Below are 19,494 nucleotides of genomic sequence, written 5' to 3'. Positions count from 1 at the left end.
CTGCAAAGTAAACTGGATGGCTTTCTTGCCGCCAAGGATCTGATGGCGCAGGGGATCAAGATCTGATCAAGAGACAGAAGATAGAGTTCGCCATCGTTTATAATGTCACCCATCATTACTTGTTGTTTAGTTAAATTCAAATGAAGGAAGTTCAAGATTAGCTGAATGCATTTTATTTGTCTGTTGTTGCTTTGTATTATCCAGTCCAATGTGCTTGGTGCAACGTTATTAAGGGTGAATAGCTTTATTAACGTGCTGTATATAAGTTGAAACTTTTCGCTGTTCGTGCACTCAGGGGGCAGGGAAAAAGTCATGGATCGGTTGTTAAATGGTTCACCTTTTACGGCGTGATTAATTTCATCAATTAAATATTGATGGATGGGGCTGTGAATATTAAATGGTAAAGAAAAACATCTTTTGAGACAGAAAGTAACAAAAAGATCATTGGTCATATATTTTACATGCGCTTGGTGAATACCATTTTTTAGTAATTCCCTACACGCCATTTCTTTGGAGCTATCGTCAAAAATAGTAGTCATATTGAGGATTTCTAGTTGCCTTCTAGTAGAATAATAGAAAGCATGTAGAGGCTATCTAGTCTACAAAAACGGTGTGATTTCGTGATTTTGTCTGCATTTTATCGTGGCTTTCTGGGCTTTCTGGGCTTTCTGGGCTTTCTGGGCTTTCTTATGTCATGTCATCTGTCGTAGATTTTTCCGTTCCCATGTGGATATGTTTTTAACACCCATCTAAAAGATTAAAATCATACAGACTGTCGGAAGGTTAAGTAGATGATATTTTTTTTGAGTGCTAACTTTCGCTGGTAGACAAGTTTTTGTTAATGCCTGCAGTCAGTCTATGGAAATAAATCCATCTTGGGGTATTGATGTGACCAAATATCACGAGGTGCATCATGGAATTAATGAAATTAAAAGAAGTAATTAGAGAGACAAGATTATCCAGAGCAACCATCTATCGGTTAATCGCAAAAGGTGATTTCCCAAAACAGATTCACCTTTCTGAACGGGCGACCGCGTGGTTGAGAAATGAAGTCATGGATTGGATTAAACAGATGGCTGACGCTCGATAAGTGAAGTTGTTAGTGCGCTGTTTGAAAATATTACGTCTGATTTTTGACTGTCTTTTCATCATCTCGCTTTTTATAAGAAGTGGATAATTTCAGAGTTCGTTTCTTGAAATAATTTGCCTTTGATCATCGGTGTAGGTGTTGTTTTTATCTGAATTATGCTGTTTTAGTCCTAAATGAATGTAGGGGGAGGTAATATAAGGAATGTTCTATATGTGTTTATATCCATCTTTAAATGTAACTACACATCTGCTTTAACTCATTCCACAAATTAAACATCCAAGTTCATGTCGCCCGTAGATAGGCGACTCAAACCCTTTGTAAAAATAATGATTGGACTAAATAAATGAATGACGTCATTACCCTGTCAGGGGTAGAGCTATTGGCTTTGGGGAAAGAAGCCCGTCAGCGTTATAGTTATATGGATTATGAAATAATTAATAAACTAGAAGAGGTGATAAGAAATGCGCTGACGGATTATTCGTCTATCTTTGCGGTTAGAGTGGATTTGCGATTCACCGAGCCGGAAGTCGGCTGTCCTGATTCACCGGTTTGCTTTCAAAATGCTGAAGGACAGGTCATGAAGCGTTTTATCGCTTCCTTAAAAAGTCAGTTGAGGGCGTATGATGAACGGCGAAAAAGAACTGGTGTTCGGGTTCACCCGACAAAATTAAGGTATCTATGGGTATGTGAACAGGATGAGGCTGAATTACCGCACTATCATTTGCTGATTTTGTTGAATAAGGCAGCCTATTGGCGATTGAATAACTTCCACTCTTTTGATTCGTTGGCAGGAAAGATTCAAAAAGCCTGGTGCAGCGCTTTGGGTTTAGATTATCCAGAATATGGGAAGTTGGTTCACTTCCCTGATAATTGCGAATATATCTTATCAAGAAAGGATGTGACAAATAGAACGCCGGCATTTAGGGATTTCATGCTTCGGGTTTTCTATCTGGCGAAACTAAGGACGAAGATTCATGGTGAAGGGCGTCGTTGTATCGGTTATAGCTGGGGTTAATAACTGTTGTTGCCGTGTTGCAAACCTTCCGGATTAGCAATGCGGTGGCTTCAGCGATGGCGAAAGGCATAATTATCAGAATGTGGTATGAATAAGGCTATCGTAGCGTTGTAATGACCCAGCTGTTCCTGCACAACTAAGCGGCTTGGGCATAGGCCTGCGCCGGGGTTTTCATCTTTAGCGCCTGATGAGGGCGCTTCTGGTTGTAAAACTGGATCCAGTCGCCAATCACTCGGCTGGCATGTTGTAACGTCTCGAACCTCTGCCGATGCGCACATTGCTCTTTCAGTGTTCGAATCACCCGCTCAACCATGCCGTTTTGCTCTGGCGTGTACGGTGTAATGAACTCCTGTTGTAGCCCATAGCTTTTGACCAGCGCGGTGTAGTTGCGGCTGGTAAACACCAAGCCATTGTCGCTGCGTAACAAGAACGGCGTGGTTACCCGTCCCAGGCATCCGAATCGGGTTATTAGCGCTTGCTCCAGCGCCGCCTCGGCCGTCTTAGATTTACCACTGCGCGATAGATGCCAACCCAGCAACTCTCGGGTATGGTAATCAATCACCAAGGCCAACGAACACCAGCCATCCTGTCCAGCCCAGATCCGGCATAGGTCGGTCGCCCAACGCTGGTTTGGGGCAGACGCCACCGATGGCAAGGCAGCGTCTGCCCTTGTTCAGCCCGGTTGAGTCGTCGCTTGAAGACCGACGACTCAACCTCAGACCGCTCAAATGTTTGAATTTCTGACAATCCGAGATAGTGTTTGATGAACTACGACAGGTTGCCTGATTTGGCTGGGGGCACTTCGGAGTTGAATTCGCGCCAAACTATCCCACTAGAGGATGATGAAAACGATAAATCCTTCCTCGTTCATTCAATATGCTGAGTCGGTGTAAGGCTTCTGAATCGTTCAGTCCTGCCTTTCTTAGTGTCGAGTATAAAAGGTAAAACTCTGTTTCGAGATTGCTCGCGAAGATTCCAGGATCATCGGAACCGAGACTTACCATAATTTCTGGATCCCCTTCTTCAATGTAACCAGGAACTCTCATCCAGCGCAGAACATGGTGTTCACCGATATGTTGATACTGACTGATTCGGACATTACTAGATGGCAGCGTTTCAATGAGCACTCCGCGCGCAGCAACTTCTTGCATGAGCGCTTGCTGCAATCGGATGTAGCAGGGTGTATCCAAAAAATTGGCCGGTTTCTCTACTAGTTCGTTCGCGCGCTGGAGAACATCGGGATTGCTTAGCCATTCCCAGAGTAGTTCAACCGCTTGGCGCTTTTCTTGGTATGCTGACTTCACTCTTTTAGCTTCTTTTCGCCAAAGGTCATTTAGTGGCTCGTGATATTGCTCAACTTGGCCGGTTATTTGGCGCATTAAATCAAAACGGCTCAAACCACGAAGGGCCATTGCTTGCTCTATCTCTAGTGCTGTTATGGAATGACCGAAAGTATGAAGTGCTACTGACTCCAGTTCGCGTTGCAGGCGGTTAACACATGCCTGCATATCTGGGATATCTCGTAATAAGCTCCATGCGGTCAGAACGCCTAAAAGCCACTCACCTTGGGGAAGAATAATTTTCCTGGGCATACGATCAAGCCAGAGTTGTGGTCTTATGCCCATGGCTGTTCCATGACCTATTCGATCGCCGTCTCGAAGATCTAGCAGTTCGAGTGCTTCCCTCATGGTAGCGATACCCGACAATATATGCCTGAAGTCTTCACCTGCGTGGAAGGTGCGTCGGCTCAAACCAGCTCGATGACATACTCGAAATACTGGTGCAAAGACATCTGGCGGGGCATCCAGTTCGTTTGCCGCTGCATCTATGCCTCTAACCCAGTTTGTTAAACGTGGCCAGCGAGTCAGGTTGTTAAGTAACACATTGGTAGAGCGACGCAACTCATTGATCAGTCGGTAGTGCCTGTAGGGGCCAGCAAGTCCATTTTTTTTGGGTGACCATTCTTTCTTAATAAAATGTGTGACTAGTGTGAGTCGATGAATACTACGGTGAGGAGCGATGGGGCGGTTAAAAAAATTATCTAGCTCAGCCAATAATGCAGATAGCGAATGTGGTTGTTTGGTAGATAACTTATCTGTAGTCGTAACATCACCTAAATAACTCAGATATCCACCTAGGATTGCTTTAAACAGTTTATAGGATTTGATCTGTGTTTGCTTAGGGGCGAAACGGCCTTCAAGATACTCGATTTTACTATTGGCTAATCTGGAACCATGCATCGCGTGAAATCTTGATTTATATTCTTTTTCAGATGGTTCACGCAATTCCGTCAAGGTAAACTTCTGGAATTGGTCAAATCCATACTGAGTTTCACTTTGAACTAGTAAGCGATAATATTGATTTAAAAGCAGCAAGTAAGCGTGAAACATCCGCGACAGCTGGATACTCATCGGATGTTGATGAAGTTTGGCAACTAGAGCCGACATCCAAGCTAGCTCTTCACTAATATCAGGTTCATCTCGCCACGATAAGTCAGGAGTAATAACCCCTTCAGACCATTGGGTGCTGTCTGATTCGTACAAGCTTTGGCAAGAGAATGGCAGTCTTGCATCTGGAGAAATCTGATCATTAGCCGCGCCAATTAACCAATACCGAAGTCGATTTGCAGTCACAAGTTGTTGGTGAAAGCGCGTTGGTGTTAGTTCAGGGTTTACCTGTCCAATTAACTCGCGAATTCGACCACTTTGCTTCTCCTTTTTCCATGCGGCCAAGAAATCTCGTGTTTCAATACGTGTGTTTTGGAGTGCCCGTAGCCAACAGATCTCTGCGTGTGTGCTGCCGTTTAGATGAAGATGTGTTTCATGCAAGCCTTCTCGTTCTATGTAGTCTGCAACCGGAGCTGCTTCAGGGCGAAGTAGCGGTACCATTTGCATTTTCCATGGCGCAACATCCTCACTAAATAAGTCCATGTTATTACGTAAGGATAATGGTGCATCGCTGTGGAGAATATTGGCGGCAGCGTGGAGTGGCAGAGCCGAGAGGCGGCTAATTACGCCCTGCTGCCATGCACCGAAGAGATCGCGGTGCACGCGCAACTCGCCGTGCCGGAAGGTTAAGAACTCCTGGGTTAATGCCTTGAGTGTATTGATAAGAACACCCTGTTCAGGCTGCAGTGCTGCTAGGTAACGCCATGTTGAGTCAAACACATGGTCTGGATAGCGCGCAGCCCAAGGTTGATAGGCTAGATAGGTTGGCTCTTTTAACAGATGCCAATTTAGCTGCTGTGCGAAGGGTGTATCCCACGAGAGCTGTAGGATCCGATAGTCCGACAGCAGTAGTGTCGAAAGGAGAGAACTTATGGATGCGGCTTGAGAGCTCATTCTTCTTTAGTCCCAGTAGCATCATCTGGGACAGTCTCTTGTTTGCTTCCAGTTGATTTTCTTGATCTGGTCTTGCTTGGGGTTCGAGATTCGCCAGTCACTGAAACTTTCTGCATGAGCTCTTTAAGCGCTTTCGGGCACAATAATACCTTAATGGTTTGCTCATCCATGTTATTTGGAAAAAGAGGTTTCAGAGCACTTGCATAATCCAATTCTGAGTCAAGCAGTCCCAGGAGCAGAGGACACGTTGCTACTATAGCTGTAAAAGGGAAATCCTCTCTTTGAGGCTGCGTGCTATGGAGTTTATTTACAAACCAGTTTGCATTGGTTCGAGGATTCGTCCGGTCGACCCTCGGTCTAACCTTCGTCTCGTCTGACACACTCAGCAAGTGATGTTCAGCTTCTTCGACCAAGAAGGAGTTGATGACGCAGAGTGCATAAATCTCCATCACTGAATCGAATTTGGCTCGAGTTTTTAGTTCATCGGCTGCGTTTTGTAAGCTAAAAAAAAGTCGCGTCCAGACTTTGCCAAGAAAAACGCCGGACGGTGTAGTTTTATTAGATATGTCACGTACGCTTGTGAGCCAAGTGTTGATAGCTATCCAGAGTGCATCTTTTTTGTCCTGCACATTGGGTGATATCTGTTCCTCTTCATCGCTTTCTTCCTCTTCGTTGGGGTTGCCTTGGCGTGACCAACTAGGACTAGAGATAGTCAAAGACGGATATGCTCGATCAAAGGCTGCTCGGGCTTCCTCCTCGCCTTGCATATATGCAGAGAGAAGCTTTTCAATCAGACCAATAAGGGTAAATATTGACCCATATGTGCGGGGGCTGGTTGCATTTGCAACAGTCAGCATGCTTAGCGCAAACACTGGTAAATTTGGTATCGTGACATTATCAACAGCACGTTTGATCACTGTCCGTGCCATTAGTTCCCCACTTCTTCCTTTTATCCCTCGACGAAGACCAATAACCCCGGGTAGTACAACGCGTGGTTTATAGTTTGAGCTGTAGGGGAGAGCGATCACGGCAGTTGCACGTCGAGCCCAGTCAAGGCTGTCTTCTCTGCGACCGATTCCCATATAAGATTTGAACTGGGAAGTGTTGCAGGGGTGAGATTGAGCCAAGTTGTAGAGTGATACACTGCCAGGGCCTCGCAAAAGATAGCGAAGTGCCGTTCCTGGCTGCTCTGCACAAAAATTTGGCACCTCTGCCGCTAAGGCAGCAAAACAAGCTTTGATGTCCTGCTCTCCAGACATGGGGCGGAGATAAGGTGCGGTATCCATATCGCCATCTTCCAATGACAGGTCAAAAATAGCTTGAGTTAACGCAGGCAACTCTTTTGCTGCGATCCCATCGGTATCGATCGATAGCTTGTAAAGGCTGGTTAGTGCCAGGGCTTGTAATGATCGGCTGAGTTCTCTGGTTAGCTCAGCTGACCAAGCTCCTATAATCAGCTTGTCAGGGGGGGATATCGCAAGATTCGGAGCACAACTAGCCAACACCTGCAGTACGGAGCGGAGAGGTTGTTTGAGCAGGAACTCTGTATATACGGAAACATCGGCATTACCTTTGACTCTGAGCCCCTGTTGTACTATTGCCTTGACTACATCTTCGACAGGGGGGGTGTTTGTGCCCCAACTAGGATATTTGGCATTGCAGTTATCGAGAAGATTGATATTCCACAGCGGTTTTAATTGTATGCGTCGCGGTATCGGGAATAGTTTGAGCAGGTACTGCTCTTCCATGTGGTCAATCATGCGTAGATATTGGCCGGATCTATCCCCTTGTTTTGAGCTGCGTTGCAGATCCAACGCTGCATCGGGTTTACCAGCCACGGTCGTTGCAAAATGTTGGCGCACGAGCAGGGAATAGAGTTCCATGTCTCCAGTCACTAGCACCATGACTCGAGGGGTATCCAGATATTTTCGGATGCATTCGAGCAGTTTGATGGCATGAGCTGTGCCAGTGTCGGCATCATCAAATCCGAACAACAACCCTTTAACACCGAGTATTCGGCAGGCAGTTTCGAATAGATGATGGAGTTTTGATCTTAAGCTTGTGCTATCGCTTGTTCGCTCTAGGCCCCATTCAAGGAATAGTTCCGGATCAAGGTCGTCGAGTGGATGGTACTCTTTTGAGAATAGGCTTAGACCGCCCGCGACCCCTTTGAATACCCGTCGCCATTCCTCTCGTAGTGGTTCATTGTGAGTTTGGCGCAGTCCTTTCAGGGCGTCGTTAACTTGCTTACTAAGTTGTTGCAGAATAACAAGCAAAATGATCTCGCTTTGCTCGATACGGCTAGGATCGATTACAGCGATGAAGGCCATCTGTGTTTTCAAGTCGGCATCATTTTTGAGCGCCGCCTCTGCTGAACTTAAGAAGGTTGACTTACCCGCACCTCGAGAGCCATCAATGAAATATGTCCAGCCGTTGCCATACGGCTCGTCACCCTGCGTGCATGGATTTGGAACCGCCAACTTCCTGAGATGAGCAATAATTTCACTGCGGATTGAATCGTAGTGGCGACGCTGGATGAGCTCATTGGCGGAAAAAGACTTAGAGCTGTCCTCTTGCTCCAATTGAATCAGAACATCATAGCTCATCGTGGTCGGTGTAGGCTGGCTCAAGTTAACTCTCCTTTATCCCTTCATACAAAGCAGCAAGAAGTTTTGCTGCTTATTTCAATCATTTTTTCCGTGCTCGCAGGCGGTAAAACTGAACTCGATATCACATCCCCACCATCCTCTGTGCGCTTTGCATCCATGAGGCTTTGAAGGCGAGGTCGTTGGCGAACAGTTTGTAGAGCTCCAGTTCGTCCTTGCGGCGTGCCAGCATGACCTCTTTCATGATCTTCTCGAAAGCCAGCTCCCGGTTGATCGGGTCCGGGTTGTTCTGATACTTGGCCTCGAAATCGGGATGCTTTTTCACGCTATCGACGATGTTCACGAACTTCACCTTTTGCTCTTCCGGGGTCGAGCTCCAGCCCTGGAACCACTTCTCGTTAAAGCTCTTGATGATCTCGTCCAGCGGGTCGGTCTCTTTTTCTGTGCCGTGAGCGCCGCGTGGATTGGGGTTTTGTGGATCGAGCTCTGAATCGTCGGCATCCAGGGTGATGGTGTGATTGAGCTTCACACGCTGCAGGCCGTAGGAGGAGAGATCCACCGATTCGAGCAACTCATCGAGCAGGTCGGCATCCGGGTCTTCCACCTTGAGTTTGGGGATCAGGAACTTGAGGAACCAGAACAGTTTCTCCCACGTCAGCATGTCATAGGGCATGATGGCGGCCATCTGGCCGTAGATTTTCACGAACTGCTTGGCCTTGATCTTGATGTCGGCCTTCTCTTCGTTACTTAGCTCCAGCTCATGATTGAAGCGCTCAGCGGCCTTATCGATGATGACGCTAAGCTGCTGGGCGTCTTCGTTGTTGAAATAGCGCGCCACAAAATCCTCGACCTCGAACCACTCGTAGACAGCGCAATCGTCCAGTGCGTCCTTGAGCTCATGCAGCACATTGATGTCGGTGGCGCCGGAGAGCGAGGTGGCGGTGTAGAAGGGATCGAACGCTGCCTTGATGTCGTCTACCGAGTTGAAGAAATCGAGGACAAACAGATCTTCGGTCTTCTTGCCCCACTTGGGCGCGGCGCGGTTCAGGCGGGAGAGGGCCTGCACGCACAACACGCTAGCCAGCTTCTTGTCGACGTACATGGTGCAGAGCTTGGGTTGATCGAAACCGGTCAGGTATTTGTTGGCCACAATCAGCAGCCGATACTCATCGGTATCGAATTTGTCACGGGTATCGTTCTCGGGGAACCCGTTCAGATCAGTCTCGGTGTATTCATTGCCATCCACCTCCTTGCTGCCGGAGAAGGCAATCAGCGCCTTGAATGGATTACCCAGCGCCTCTAACTGGCGGGTGATGGCCTTGTAATAGCGGATAGCCGAGACGATGTTCTGCGTCACCACCATGCCCTTGCCTTTGCCCTTGAGCTTCTTGGCATTCACCACATGGGGAATGAAGTGCTCGAGCATGATCTCGGCCTTAACGTCGATCGTCTCCTGGCTGCCTTCCACGTAAGCGCGCAGCTTTTTCTGCGCCTTCTTGCTGTCAAACAGCGGGTTATCTTCGATGGATTTACTGATCTCGTAATAGCTGCGGTAGGTGGTGTAGTTGGCCACCACATCGAGGATGAAGCCCTCCTCAATGGCCTGCTTCATCGAATAGAGGTGAAAGGGCTGGTAGGTGCCATCGGCCTGTTTCTGGCCGAACTTCTCCAGTGTGGTGTTTTTCGGCGTGGCGGTGAAGGCGAAGTAGGAGGCGTTGCCGCGCATCTTGCGCGCGCGCATGGCCTGCAGGATCAGATCCTGGGTGTCCTCCATCTCCTCCTCGGTGTGCATCTTGCCCATCGCCGCGTTCATCTTGCCGTGGGCATCGCCGGATTGAGAGCTGTGTGCCTCATCGATGATCACCGCAAAGCGCTTGTCGCTCAGATCACTGATGCCATCGACGATAAAAGGGAACTTCTGGATGGTGGTGATGATGATCTTCTTGCCGTTCTCCAGGGCCGACTTGAGTTCGGATGACTTGTTGGCGGGCGCTATGATGTTTTTGACCTCGGAGAACTCCTTGATGTTCTCGCGCAGCTGTTTGTCCAGCAGTCGCCTGTCGGTGACGACGATGACCGAATCAAACAACGGCTGATCGACGGCCTTGGCACCATGCACATCAATGTTTGCCGGGTAAACCTCGATCAGCTGGTAGGCCGCCCAGGTGATGGAGTTGGATTTGCCAGAACCTGCCGAGTGCTGAATCAGATAGGTCTGACCTACGCCGTGGTGGCTGGCATGATCTATCAGCCTGCGCACCACATCCAGCTGATGGTAACGGGGGAAGTACAGGGTGCGTTTGCTCAGCAACTCTTTGGCTGACCTATCCAGACGCACAAAGTGCTGGATGATGTTAGACAGGCTCTCCTTGGTGAAGACCTCTTGCCACAGGTAGGCGCTCTTATGGCCGGTTGGGTTCGGCGGGTTCCCCTTGCCGTGGTGATGCCCCTTGTTAAAGGGCAGGAAGAAGGTCGCATTCCCGGCCAGCTTGGTGGTCATATAGACTTCGTCGGTATCGACTGCCATATGCACCAGGCAACGGCCAAAGTTGAGTAGCGGCTGATTGATATCGCGATCTTCCCGGTACTGCTTCTGGCCGTGGTAGCGGGCATTCTGACCGGTCCAGGGGTTTTTCAGCTCCAGGGTGATGAGCGGGATGCCGTTGATAAACAGCACCATGTCGATCTCTTGCTTGGGGTTCTGCGCCGAATAGGTCACCTGGCGGGTACAGCTAAAGAGGTTGGCGGCAAAGTGTTGGTGCACAGCCGCACTGCTACTGGCCAGCGGGGCCGGGTACATCAAGGTCAGGTGGGCATCGTCAAGGCTCAACCCTTTTTTCAACAGGTGTAACACCCCCTGTTTTTGCATGATGCGGTCGAAACGCTCCAGCACCTTGCGTTGCCAATCATGAGGGTGATGCTGCTGAAGCTTGGCCAGCTCCGAGGCTTGGGTGGTCTCGAGAAATTGCCAGAACAGTCGGGTATCGATGGCGTACTGCTTGTCGAAATCGCTAGCCAGCCCCAGCACAAAGCCATGATGGGGCTTGGTGTAGACAGCGGCCTCTTCGCCGATGCTACCGCCGAGCGTTTCCAGACACTGGCCGGTCAGGGCCTGCTCGATGGCCGCTTCAAGGGCCTGTTCTTTGGTGTTGCTGACCATGCATACTCCCTGCTCGTTATTTCTTGTTAACCTGCCAGTGGCCGTTTTTCTTGGGCCCGATAAATGTCAGTGCCCCTTGGGCTTTAAGCTTGGCGACGGCGCGCTCCACGGTGGAAGGAGCCTTACCCAGCCGCTGTGCTACCTCGGCCAGCGTGATCTGCGGATGCTGTTGTAGCAGACTCAGGATCTGTTCCGGGGTTTTTAGTGGTGTTTGTACCCGCATTTCTACCTGCGTTTGTACCCGCGTTTCACTATCCGCCTGGGTATGGATGGCTTCTTGCAGGCTGTCTTCAATCGCTTGCAGTAAAAACTCGATAAAGGCGGAACAATCGCTTTTCTGATCGGATTCGGTCAGTAACTGGTAATAGGTTTGCTGGCGATGTTTGATGACGGTTTCCACCGGCAGGAACGCCAGCATGGGCTGCCAATGGCTCAATATCAGGGTTTGCCACAAGCGCCCGATACGGCCATTGCCATCACCAAACGGGTGAATAAATTCAAATTCGTAATGAAAGGCGGCCGAGGCGATGAGCGGGTGGGCATCGCTGTGCGCTAACCAGTCGAACAGATCGGCCATCAGGCGCGGGATCTGGCTGGCCGGTGGAGCCATATGCACCAGCTGCTCACCGCGATAGATGCCAGCCCCTTTACTGCGCCAGTGGCCAGCGTCATCAATCAGACCATGCAGCAATAAGGCGTGTGCGGCCAGTAAGTCGTCGATGTGATGCGGGTGCCACTGCTCCATTGCTTCATACGCCGCAAAGGCGTTGCGCACCTCCTGGATCTCTTTGGGTAGACCCAGTACGGTTTTGCCCGCTAACACGGCGGTGACCTGTTCCACCGTCAGGGTGTTTTGCTCCACCGCCAGCGAGGCCTGAATGGTTTTAATGCGGTTGCCACGGCGCAGCTCAGGCACCAGCCGGTTTTGATTGGCTGCCTTCCATGTGCCAATCAGTTCGCCGATGCGGGCCACATGGCGCATCATGGTGTGGGTGAGCTGAAATGGTGGTTGATAGCTCATGGCTAGACCACCTTAATCTTGCCGGTCACGGCGCTATTAATCAGAGTGGTTTTGTATTCTTTTAATTTATTTATTTGGTCCTTCAGAAGATCTACAGCCCTATTGATTGCAGGTTCGATATTTACGATATATGAAGTTATTTCTTCAATTTCGTTATGCGGGGGAACAGTCAATGTGACACTGCCAAGATTTTCCCTTGTCAATTTTGGTTGAGCTGCTCCAGAAATATAAGTAGTGTAATCAAGCCCACTTAAAAACTCGGCCCAATACTTAAATCCTTTAAATTTTGGTTTTATGATGTGGGCATGGTTGTTAACCCAGTATTTTCCTGTGGCAACAAATGCTAAAGGTGTTGACTTGCTTAAAAGATTAGCTCCATCTTCAGCAATTAATATCAAATCTTCGTCATAAATATAATCGTCGACGTAATCTATAATTCCACTCGCGCCGTAGTATGGGTATTCACCTTGGCGTTTTTCTCGTTCAGGGGCACTCAATGGAATTCTTCTGTTGTTCAGAAAGTCGAATGCATAACGTAATGACATTAATTTCCAATGCTCCGGGATCTTGCCAATCCACTCCACACCAGAGTCTTTCATCGGCACAGTCGGGTCGAGACCTTGGGTCACAGCCTGCTGGATCAGGATCTGCTTGCGCTCGTTAAGCAGCGCGATCTGCTGCTCCTTAATGGCAATCGCTTCGTCAATCTGGGCGGTTTTTGTATCCAGAAAATTGGCGATGGCGGTTTGGGTCTCCCAAGAGATATCAAAAACAGGTAAACGTTTAAAGTCTAAATAACTAAGGTTTTGCCGTAGACCAGATCCAAATCGATAAATTACTTTTGTTGTATCCAATGCATGCAAATAGTAGTGCAGATATCTTGCTGAATACAAACCTTTAACTTTAAGGTTGAGGTATGCGCTTGTGATTATTCCATGGTCATTTGCTAGGCCAGTCCTCAAACTTGTTTGATCGTTTTGTAAGTCGGTACAGCGAATAATAATGTCATCTGGCGCAACAATTTGGTATGTCTCGAATGATTCTGGAACTAAACCAACCAATTTATCGGCCGGTTTTATAATGATTTTTCCATAGCTAAGTGAAAGCACAACATCTTGCTTCATTCCTTTATTGCTGCGCTTATTTTCAGAAAAAGCCACGAGACCAGGTTTTATATTCCAACCAACAGGAATCTCTCCCAACCACTCTACCCCAGAGTCTTTATAAGCCTCATATTTCGGCATAGATGTCAGCGTCATCATTATCGTCTCCTGCTTATGCCTGGGGTAGGGATGTGGTGAGACCCAAAATCTGGGCAATCAGGCCATCGGCTTGTTTTTCCAGCGTCAGGATCTCCTGAGCGACGGTCTCGAGTGAGCGCAGCGGTTTATGGCGGTAGAAGTACTTGTTGAAGCTGATCTCATAGCCGATCTTCACCGATTCCATATTCAGCCAAGCTTCCGCCACATGGGGTTTAACCTCATCGAGGAAGTACTGGTAGATGCTCTGGCTCAGCGGCACCGACTCGCTGTCGCGCAAGTCGCTGCTGGATTCGTAGGTGACAAACTCGCCCTTCTTGCCAGCGGGGTAGTAACCGAAGTCCGGTAGATCGGCCTCTTCACAGCTATAGCGCTCCAGCAGCTCGGCAAGCTTATCGGCGTTGAGTTTGACCACCTTTTTGACCACCTTGGCGGCGGTGTCGTCATACCAGCTGACGGCATTGAGGATGGCGTTTTTATCGGTCGCCGAGAGTTTGAGTTGGTTGGCCTTGAGTGCGGCATCGACTTCCTCTTTAAACTGGTTGAAGTCGTTGAACTCCTGGTCACCGATGCTCTGCATCAGGGTCTGGGCCACAAACAGCAACTGCCGGGCGTCGAGCCAGAAGCCGGTATCGAGCAGTTTGCCCTTGGCCTTGGTATTGAGGCTGATCTCGTTCTGTTCGCACCACTCGAGGATGGCGTTGCTGTGTTCCTGCAAGAAGCCGGGGGTATAGACCTTTTCCTGATAGCGGTCGTAGCAGTAGGCCATCACCTCGGCCAGCGATTTGTCAAAGCGCAGGCTTGCGATGCGCTCGGCGCTAAATTGGGCCTTGCGGCGGTCCGGCCGCTCGACGGTGACCTTGTAGTAACCAAAATCCTCGTTTTTGAACACCTTGCTGGCGATGCCGATCGGGTCACCATTAGCGTCCAGCTGGCGCTCAACCTCCTGGCATGCCAGGTAGGTCGCGGTGATCTCGTTGATATGCTCGGGGGCAAATTCGCAGTTCTTGTTGCCCAGGTTCTTGCGCAGCTTGCGATAGAGCAGGCTGGCATCGATCAGCTGTACCTTGCCTTGACGTGAGCGTGGCTTGTTGTTGTTCAGCAGCCAGATATAGGTGGTGATGCCGGTGTTGTAGAACAGGTTGTTCGGCAACTGGACGATAGCCTCGAGCATGTCGTTTTCAATCAGGTAGCGACGGATATTGCTCTCGCCACCGCCCGCATCACCGGTAAACAGGCTAGAGCCGTTATGCACCGAGGCAATGCGGCTACCCAAGGGGCTGGTCGCAGGGGATTTCATCTTGTTGACCATTTCCATCAAAAACAGCAGCTGGCCATCGCTGGAGCGCGGCGTGGCATCACAGCCCTTGGGATCCACTTCACCCCAGTAATCGGCCAGCTGCACCTTGAAGCGGCTATCGATGACCTCAGTCCCTTCCTTGATGTATTTCTGCTCCGAGGCCCAGCTCTTGCCGTAGGGCGGGTTGGAGAGCATAAAGTCAAAGCGCATCTGGGAGAATTCATCGGTCGACAGGGTCGAGCCGACCTTGATGTTGGCCGGGTCATTGCCCTTGATCATCATGTCGGACTTACAAATGGCGTAGGTCTCGTCGTTGATCTCTTTGCCGTAGAGGTGAATATCGCGACTGGCACCCTGGGCCGGGTACTTCTCTTGGATAAAGTTTTGGGACTCGGTGAGCATGCCACCGCTACCGCAGGCCGGATCATAAATGGTCATAGTGAGCGGCAGTTGATCCTTGATCGGGTCAAACACCAGGTGGGTCATCAGCTCGATCACCTCGCGCGGGGTGAAGTGTTCCCCAGCCTCTTCGTTATTCTCTTCATTGAATTTGCGGATCAGCTCTTCAAACACATAGCCCATGCCGAGGTTAGTCAGGGCAGGCAGTTTGTTGCCCTCCGGATCTTCACCGTCTTTGGGTGTCAGGTTGATATAGGGGGAGATAAATTTCTCGACCACATCCAGCAGCACCTGCTTGTCGGCCATATGGCGGATCTGCGCCTTGAGGTTGAAGCGGCTGATGATCTCTTTGACGTTATCGCTGAAGCCATTGAGATATTCATTGAAGTTTTCCAGCAGGATTTGCTGGTTATTGGTGGCTGCGTTCAGCAGGGAGTTGAGCGTCCATTTGGATATGTTGTAGAAGACATAACCGGAGGCGGCCTTGAGCGGCTCTTCGTCCAGCTCGACGGCATTCATCTCCTGCTGCTGGAAATGGACGTCGTCCAGTACCGCTTGTTTGGTGGGTTCGAGCAGGGTGTCCAGGCGGCGCAACACCACCATTGGCAGGATCACATCACGATACTTGCCGCGCACATAGACATCGCGCAGGCAGTCATCGGCAATACTCCAGATAAAAGAAACCAGTTTGTTGTGTACGCTGTGATCCATCTTGTTGTCCTGTCTTTCCGGGCTCGCCCGGGAAAAATAAAAATTTAAGTTCGACCCGGCGCCAACGTCGCATTGCTGACGTTATCGAGGCAGTCCGGATTTGCCAGCCAGAGCTGATATTCGGGGCCGTCGAGATGATGGTCGGCGGAACAGTCCACATTCCACAGGCGCAGCAGATAACCCGCCGTGGCGGCCCGCACTGTGACGTGTCGGACACCGTCTGTCATGGCGTAGTCGAGGGCAATGGCCTCTGGGTGCTGACGGGCAGGGTGGGGCTTAAGCGCCAGCGTCACCTGCGTTGTCCATTGCGCATCTACGTCCGGGAGCTCTTCTGCTCGGGCCTTCTCTTCGATCTGCAGTTGCGCGTGAGCGATGCGTGTCAGTACGAAATCCCGGAACTCGCCATGTGTGCGGTCATAAGCGCGGACATGCCAGCGCAAGCCGCTGTCGACCAGCGTGTGTGGCACTATGTCGCGCACCGTTTCCCCGCTACTGAGCGAGACATAGCGGATGCGTAGGGCGCAGCGACGGTAAATCGCTTCGGTCAGTTGGGCGACAATCGCCAGTGCCGGTTGATTGAGGTGGTGCGGCGCTTCGCAGGCAAAGGGCAGCATGCCCTTGCCAGAGAAGCCGTCGCCAAAGCCCTGGCTCAAGGTGGCGAGGGTTCGCAGCGGATCATATTCAAACAGTGACGCAAACGCCGTGCCGCGGATGTGCACTCGTCGCTTGGCATCGTATTCGATGTTTTGCGGCGCCAGCTCGCGATAGAGCATGAAGTCTTTGGTGACCTGAGCGGGCGCCATGTTAAAGCGAGACATCAGATCTGCTCGCACCGCTTCGCCTTTGAACATCAAGGTGAAGTCGATATGGGCGATCCGCTCTCGAGTCGCCTGTGGCAGGGCCTCGAGACGCTTCTGGATGACGCTGGCTAACATCAACACTTACACCTGATAAAAAAGATTAGGTTCATCGTAAAACAATCCGATGCGCTTGGAAACCATTAGTTGAGTAAAAAAACTAGATGCAGATGGCACTTCTTCACATCTACATCTGTTCACGCCAGCGGTATGGTCAACAGTCGATTGCACGTCAGTGGTAGTGAGTCTTGGCGGCAAGACGGGCATAGAACACCAGCTCGCCAAGAATTCTGAGACGGGCCTCCGCGTAGGCGTCTCTTTTGGCGTGTATTAGCCGCATATACGCCGCGAAAATCAGCACGGGGGCATCAAAATCGATCCGTTCCCCTCGATACAGGACATACATAGGCCGGGTTGACTCACCTTGCGCTTTGCCAGCAAAAAAACAGAAGGCAGCGGTGACGACCTGTTGCGCCGTCCTCTTTCGTTCCAAGTTCAGCTTCTTATCGCCATGGGTCACGAAATAGAACACGAAGTCATCCATCAAGCGCTTGGAGATCTGAATATCCTTATGGCCAGGTGAAAGTCGATAGTCACTCGTTGGCTCTTGTTGTGGTGGCTTAGGCCAAGGTGAAACACCTTGATGGGCTTGGTAGTGAACCGTCACGTTAAGTGATACCTCTGTATTTTTCATATTTACCTCCTGTTGATGGATGATGAATTACCTCTTCTTTATTACTGGATCGGGCGGTCTGCTTACCGCTATTTAAAACTGTTTAATAACTTGGTCAGTTGCTTTTGTGATGCATCAAATCGCTGCTGCATTTCGGCCAATATGGCCATCTCTTTGTCGATGTCGAGCCCTTCGACCTGCACCACTTTTTCAAAGTAGCGACTGGGGCTGAGGTTGTACTCCTGAGCGCGCAGTTCGCTTAGATTGATCATTCGGCTATGTTCTGATGTCTCAGAGCCCTGCACCCAATCGGCAATCAGCTTGGCCTCATCTTGATTGATGGTTCGGCCTTGTCGGCTAGGGGAACCCAAGCCACTGGCGTCGACCAACCGTATCGGTGCACCTTGCGGGCGTGATTTCTTGAGGATGGCCAGCACTGAGGGGATACCGGTTCCCGAGATCAGTCCGGCTGGAAGGCTAATCAAGGCCTCGAGATGTTCGCTTTCCAGCAGCGTTTGCCGGACCTGTGCATCGTAGCCTGGCCGGAATGTCCAGCCTTGTGGCATCAGTAGTAGCGCCGTTCCCTGGTCGGTCAGCTTTTGCATCGCCAATTGTAACCAGAGCCCATCGGCCGCCATGGCCGAGACCGCATCACCGGCAGGAACTTGAAGATAATCGACCCTGGCCAATTCGCGGCGTTGATCGGCTGCCAGTTTGATGCCTAATGGCGGCTCAAGGATTACTACATCCGCTGAGCTTTTACCTATGTCGGCCACCAGCAGTGCATCGGCACGATGGAAATCCATGCTCTGCGCTTCAAGGAGTAGCAAGCGGTATGAGATCAGCCAGGTGGTATGATTAATCTCCATCAAGATGGCATGTTGTGGTCGTAATGCCGAAGTCACTGCGGCCATTCCTGCTGCGCCATCAAACAATGTCTTTTGTGAACAATCACCCAACAGGGCTTGATAGAGGCTAATCAAACTCGGATTGGAGCTTTCCATGCTTCTTGAGCGAGTAACGCCGAGGCAATAGAGCTCCCGGATGGCACGAGCGAAGGTTGTAAAATCGGTAACCTGCTCCAGCCAGTTCATCAACTCAGCTAACACCTTGTCATCGAAGCGATGTGCTTCGGGACTACAAAATACGGCTTCAGGAAGCTGAAGCTGCGTTGCCAGTTTGCTACCCAGCTCGCGCATGGCTTCGTATTGGTGTTTGCTGCCGGTGTTGACGATAGCGCTAAATCCATCAGGATCCTGCTTGGCCAATAGACCAAGAAACGAGAGCAGTTCGATGGCGTGCAATGGCTCCATTGCGCCTCGGGAGGACTCAATAATCTGAGTCATTTTCTGCAGCATGTTTTGCATCAGGCATCTCCTTTCAGCAATTGCTCAATACAGGCATTTGCCGCTTTTTTCTGTTGCTCGGCCAGTGCGAGCGTATCCATATAGGCCTGGTTACGAGCATGGAACAGCTCGGCTAGGCGTTGCTGATCATGCAGCGTAGGCAAGGGGATTTCGGTTTTTTTCAGACTCGAGGCACTGATGTTCTGAATCACGGCGCCAGTGCTCATCTGTTCCAGCATGGCTATTCCCAATTGGCTGTTCAAAAAGGCAACTAGGGTTTCACCGAGCAGCTGTTCCTTCTTGGGGCGCAACAGCAGGAAGTTGGCAGAGGCCAGCACACCTAGTTGAGCTGTAGTTCCATCCACATAGGCCGCACGAATGGTACTGCCCCTGGCCAGCAGCACGACGTCACCTGTCTGGAGAGAAAAGCGCGCAATGCTTTTTTCATCCTTAACGCAGATGGGGGTCAACTGGTCGGCCTCGATCTGCCCTTGTTGATTGAGGCAACTTCCGGTTAGCAGAAAGTGTTGTGCGTCCGCAGCATCAGCTTTTTCATAGACACTATTGGTTGCACCAGTGACGATGCAATGACACAGATCTTCGATCGTATAGTTGGCCATTTTGATTTCGTTTCCTCTGTACGATTAAGCGATGAGGTTATCATTCCACGGGTTATGATATTCTGTCAATGATTTATTTCGTACGGTCAAAACGAT

At 50.1% G+C, this 19,494-nt stretch carries 14 protein-coding genes; 2 read left to right on the top strand and 12 right to left on the bottom strand.

From position 1 onward, the window contains the following. Positions 1-539 (bottom strand): hypothetical protein (locus tag PG892_RS07015; RefSeq protein WP_270825276.1); only part of this gene is annotated, 539 nt, incomplete at its 3' end. Between the two features lie 374 nt (positions 540-913). On the opposite strand from PG892_RS07015, the gene PG892_RS07010 reads away from it, so the two are divergent. Continuing rightward, positions 914-1,090, top strand: a complete 177-nt coding sequence (locus tag PG892_RS07010) for a helix-turn-helix transcriptional regulator (RefSeq protein ID WP_270825275.1) — start codon at positions 914-916, stop codon at positions 1,088-1,090. Between the two features lie 343 nt (positions 1,091-1,433). Continuing rightward, the gene (locus PG892_RS07005) at positions 1,434-2,105 is read left to right on the top strand and encodes an inovirus Gp2 family protein (protein WP_270825274.1); all 672 of its coding nucleotides are present in this window, start codon (positions 1,434-1,436) and stop codon (positions 2,103-2,105) included. 136 nt (positions 2,106-2,241) lie between these two features. On the opposite strand, the gene PG892_RS07000 is transcribed toward PG892_RS07005, so the two are convergent. The 11 genes from PG892_RS07000 to PG892_RS06950 all read right to left on the bottom strand — a co-directional run bounded on the left by PG892_RS07000 (position 2,242) and on the right by PG892_RS06950 (position 19,398). Then, entirely contained in the window at positions 2,242-2,751 is a 510-nt protein-coding gene (locus PG892_RS07000; protein ID WP_270825277.1) for an IS3 family transposase, read from the bottom strand. A 178-nt stretch (positions 2,752-2,929) separates the two neighbouring features. Then, positions 2,930-5,446, bottom strand: coding sequence for a hypothetical protein (locus tag PG892_RS06995; protein WP_270825273.1), 2,517 nt, complete (start codon positions 5,444-5,446; stop codon positions 2,930-2,932). Then, positions 5,443-8,076 carry a hypothetical protein gene (locus PG892_RS06990; protein ID WP_270825272.1) on the bottom strand — a complete coding sequence of 878 codons (2,634 nt, stop codon included), beginning with the start codon at positions 8,074-8,076 and terminating at the stop codon, positions 5,443-5,445. The genes PG892_RS06995 and PG892_RS06990 overlap by 4 nt, the downstream gene beginning before the upstream one ends. 100 nt (positions 8,077-8,176) lie before the next feature. Continuing rightward, a complete protein-coding gene (locus PG892_RS06985; RefSeq protein WP_270825271.1) occupies positions 8,177-11,212 on the bottom strand; it encodes a type I restriction endonuclease subunit R in 3,036 nt (1,011 codons plus the stop codon). Between the two features lie 16 nt (positions 11,213-11,228). Continuing rightward, entirely contained in the window at positions 11,229-12,233 is a 1,005-nt protein-coding gene (locus tag PG892_RS06980; protein WP_270825270.1) for a Fic family protein, read from the bottom strand. 2 nt (positions 12,234-12,235) lie between these two features. Continuing rightward, on the bottom strand, positions 12,236-13,495 hold the full coding sequence (locus tag PG892_RS06975; RefSeq protein ID WP_270825269.1) for a restriction endonuclease subunit S: 1,260 nt from the start codon (positions 13,493-13,495) through the stop codon (positions 12,236-12,238). Positions 13,496-13,508: 13 nt separating this feature from the next. Beyond that, positions 13,509-15,902, bottom strand: a complete 2,394-nt coding sequence (locus tag PG892_RS06970) for a type I restriction-modification system subunit M (protein ID WP_270825268.1) — start codon at positions 15,900-15,902, stop codon at positions 13,509-13,511. Positions 15,903-15,946: 44 nt separating this feature from the next. After that, positions 15,947-16,837 (bottom strand): WYL domain-containing protein, encoded by an 891-nt coding sequence (locus PG892_RS06965; protein ID WP_270825267.1) that lies wholly within the window; start codon positions 16,835-16,837, stop codon positions 15,947-15,949. Between the two features lie 154 nt (positions 16,838-16,991). After that, positions 16,992-17,453 carry a hypothetical protein gene (locus tag PG892_RS06960; protein ID WP_270825266.1) on the bottom strand — a complete coding sequence of 154 codons (462 nt, stop codon included), beginning with the start codon at positions 17,451-17,453 and terminating at the stop codon, positions 16,992-16,994. A 68-nt stretch (positions 17,454-17,521) separates the two neighbouring features. Next, positions 17,522-18,799 carry an N-6 DNA methylase gene (locus PG892_RS06955; protein ID WP_270825265.1) on the bottom strand — a complete coding sequence of 426 codons (1,278 nt, stop codon included), beginning with the start codon at positions 18,797-18,799 and terminating at the stop codon, positions 17,522-17,524. After that, positions 18,799-19,398 (bottom strand): restriction endonuclease subunit S, encoded by a 600-nt coding sequence (locus tag PG892_RS06950; protein ID WP_270825264.1) that lies wholly within the window; start codon positions 19,396-19,398, stop codon positions 18,799-18,801. Before PG892_RS06950 ends, PG892_RS06955 begins: the two co-directional genes overlap by 1 nt. Between the last annotated feature and the right edge of the window lie 96 nt (positions 19,399-19,494).

The organism is Aeromonas sp. QDB68 (assembly GCF_027707405.1).
In the GTDB taxonomy this organism is placed as follows: Bacteria; Pseudomonadota; Gammaproteobacteria; order Enterobacterales; family Aeromonadaceae; genus Aeromonas; species Aeromonas caviae.
Note: the sequence above shows the minus strand (reverse complement) of the source record. Positions and strands in the feature narration are given on the sequence as shown.

What these genes read in the sequence shown, in the direction of transcription:
- PG892_RS06995 (WP_270825273.1), bottom strand. Translation starts at nt 5,446, where the DNA reads ATGAGCTCTCAAGCCGCATCCATAAGTTCTCTCCTTTCGACACTACTG.
- PG892_RS06950 (WP_270825264.1), bottom strand. Translation starts at nt 19,398, where the DNA reads ATGGCCAACTATACGATCGAAGATCTGTGTCATTGCATCGTCACTGGT.
- PG892_RS07005 (WP_270825274.1), top strand. Translation starts at nt 1,434, where the DNA reads ATGAATGACGTCATTACCCTGTCAGGGGTAGAGCTATTGGCTTTGGGG.
- PG892_RS06960 (WP_270825266.1), bottom strand. Translation starts at nt 17,453, where the DNA reads ATGAAAAATACAGAGGTATCACTTAACGTGACGGTTCACTACCAAGCC.
- PG892_RS06980 (WP_270825270.1), bottom strand. Translation starts at nt 12,233, where the DNA reads ATGAGCTATCAACCACCATTTCAGCTCACCCACACCATGATGCGCCAT.
- PG892_RS06975 (WP_270825269.1), bottom strand. Translation starts at nt 13,495, where the DNA reads ATGATGACGCTGACATCTATGCCGAAATATGAGGCTTATAAAGACTCT.
- PG892_RS07010 (WP_270825275.1), top strand. Translation starts at nt 914, where the DNA reads ATGGAATTAATGAAATTAAAAGAAGTAATTAGAGAGACAAGATTATCC.
- PG892_RS06970 (WP_270825268.1), bottom strand. Translation starts at nt 15,902, where the DNA reads ATGGATCACAGCGTACACAACAAACTGGTTTCTTTTATCTGGAGTATT.
- PG892_RS06985 (WP_270825271.1), bottom strand. Translation starts at nt 11,212, where the DNA reads ATGGTCAGCAACACCAAAGAACAGGCCCTTGAAGCGGCCATCGAGCAG.
- PG892_RS06965 (WP_270825267.1), bottom strand. Translation starts at nt 16,837, where the DNA reads ATGTTAGCCAGCGTCATCCAGAAGCGTCTCGAGGCCCTGCCACAGGCG.
- PG892_RS06955 (WP_270825265.1), bottom strand. Translation starts at nt 18,799, where the DNA reads ATGCAAAACATGCTGCAGAAAATGACTCAGATTATTGAGTCCTCCCGA.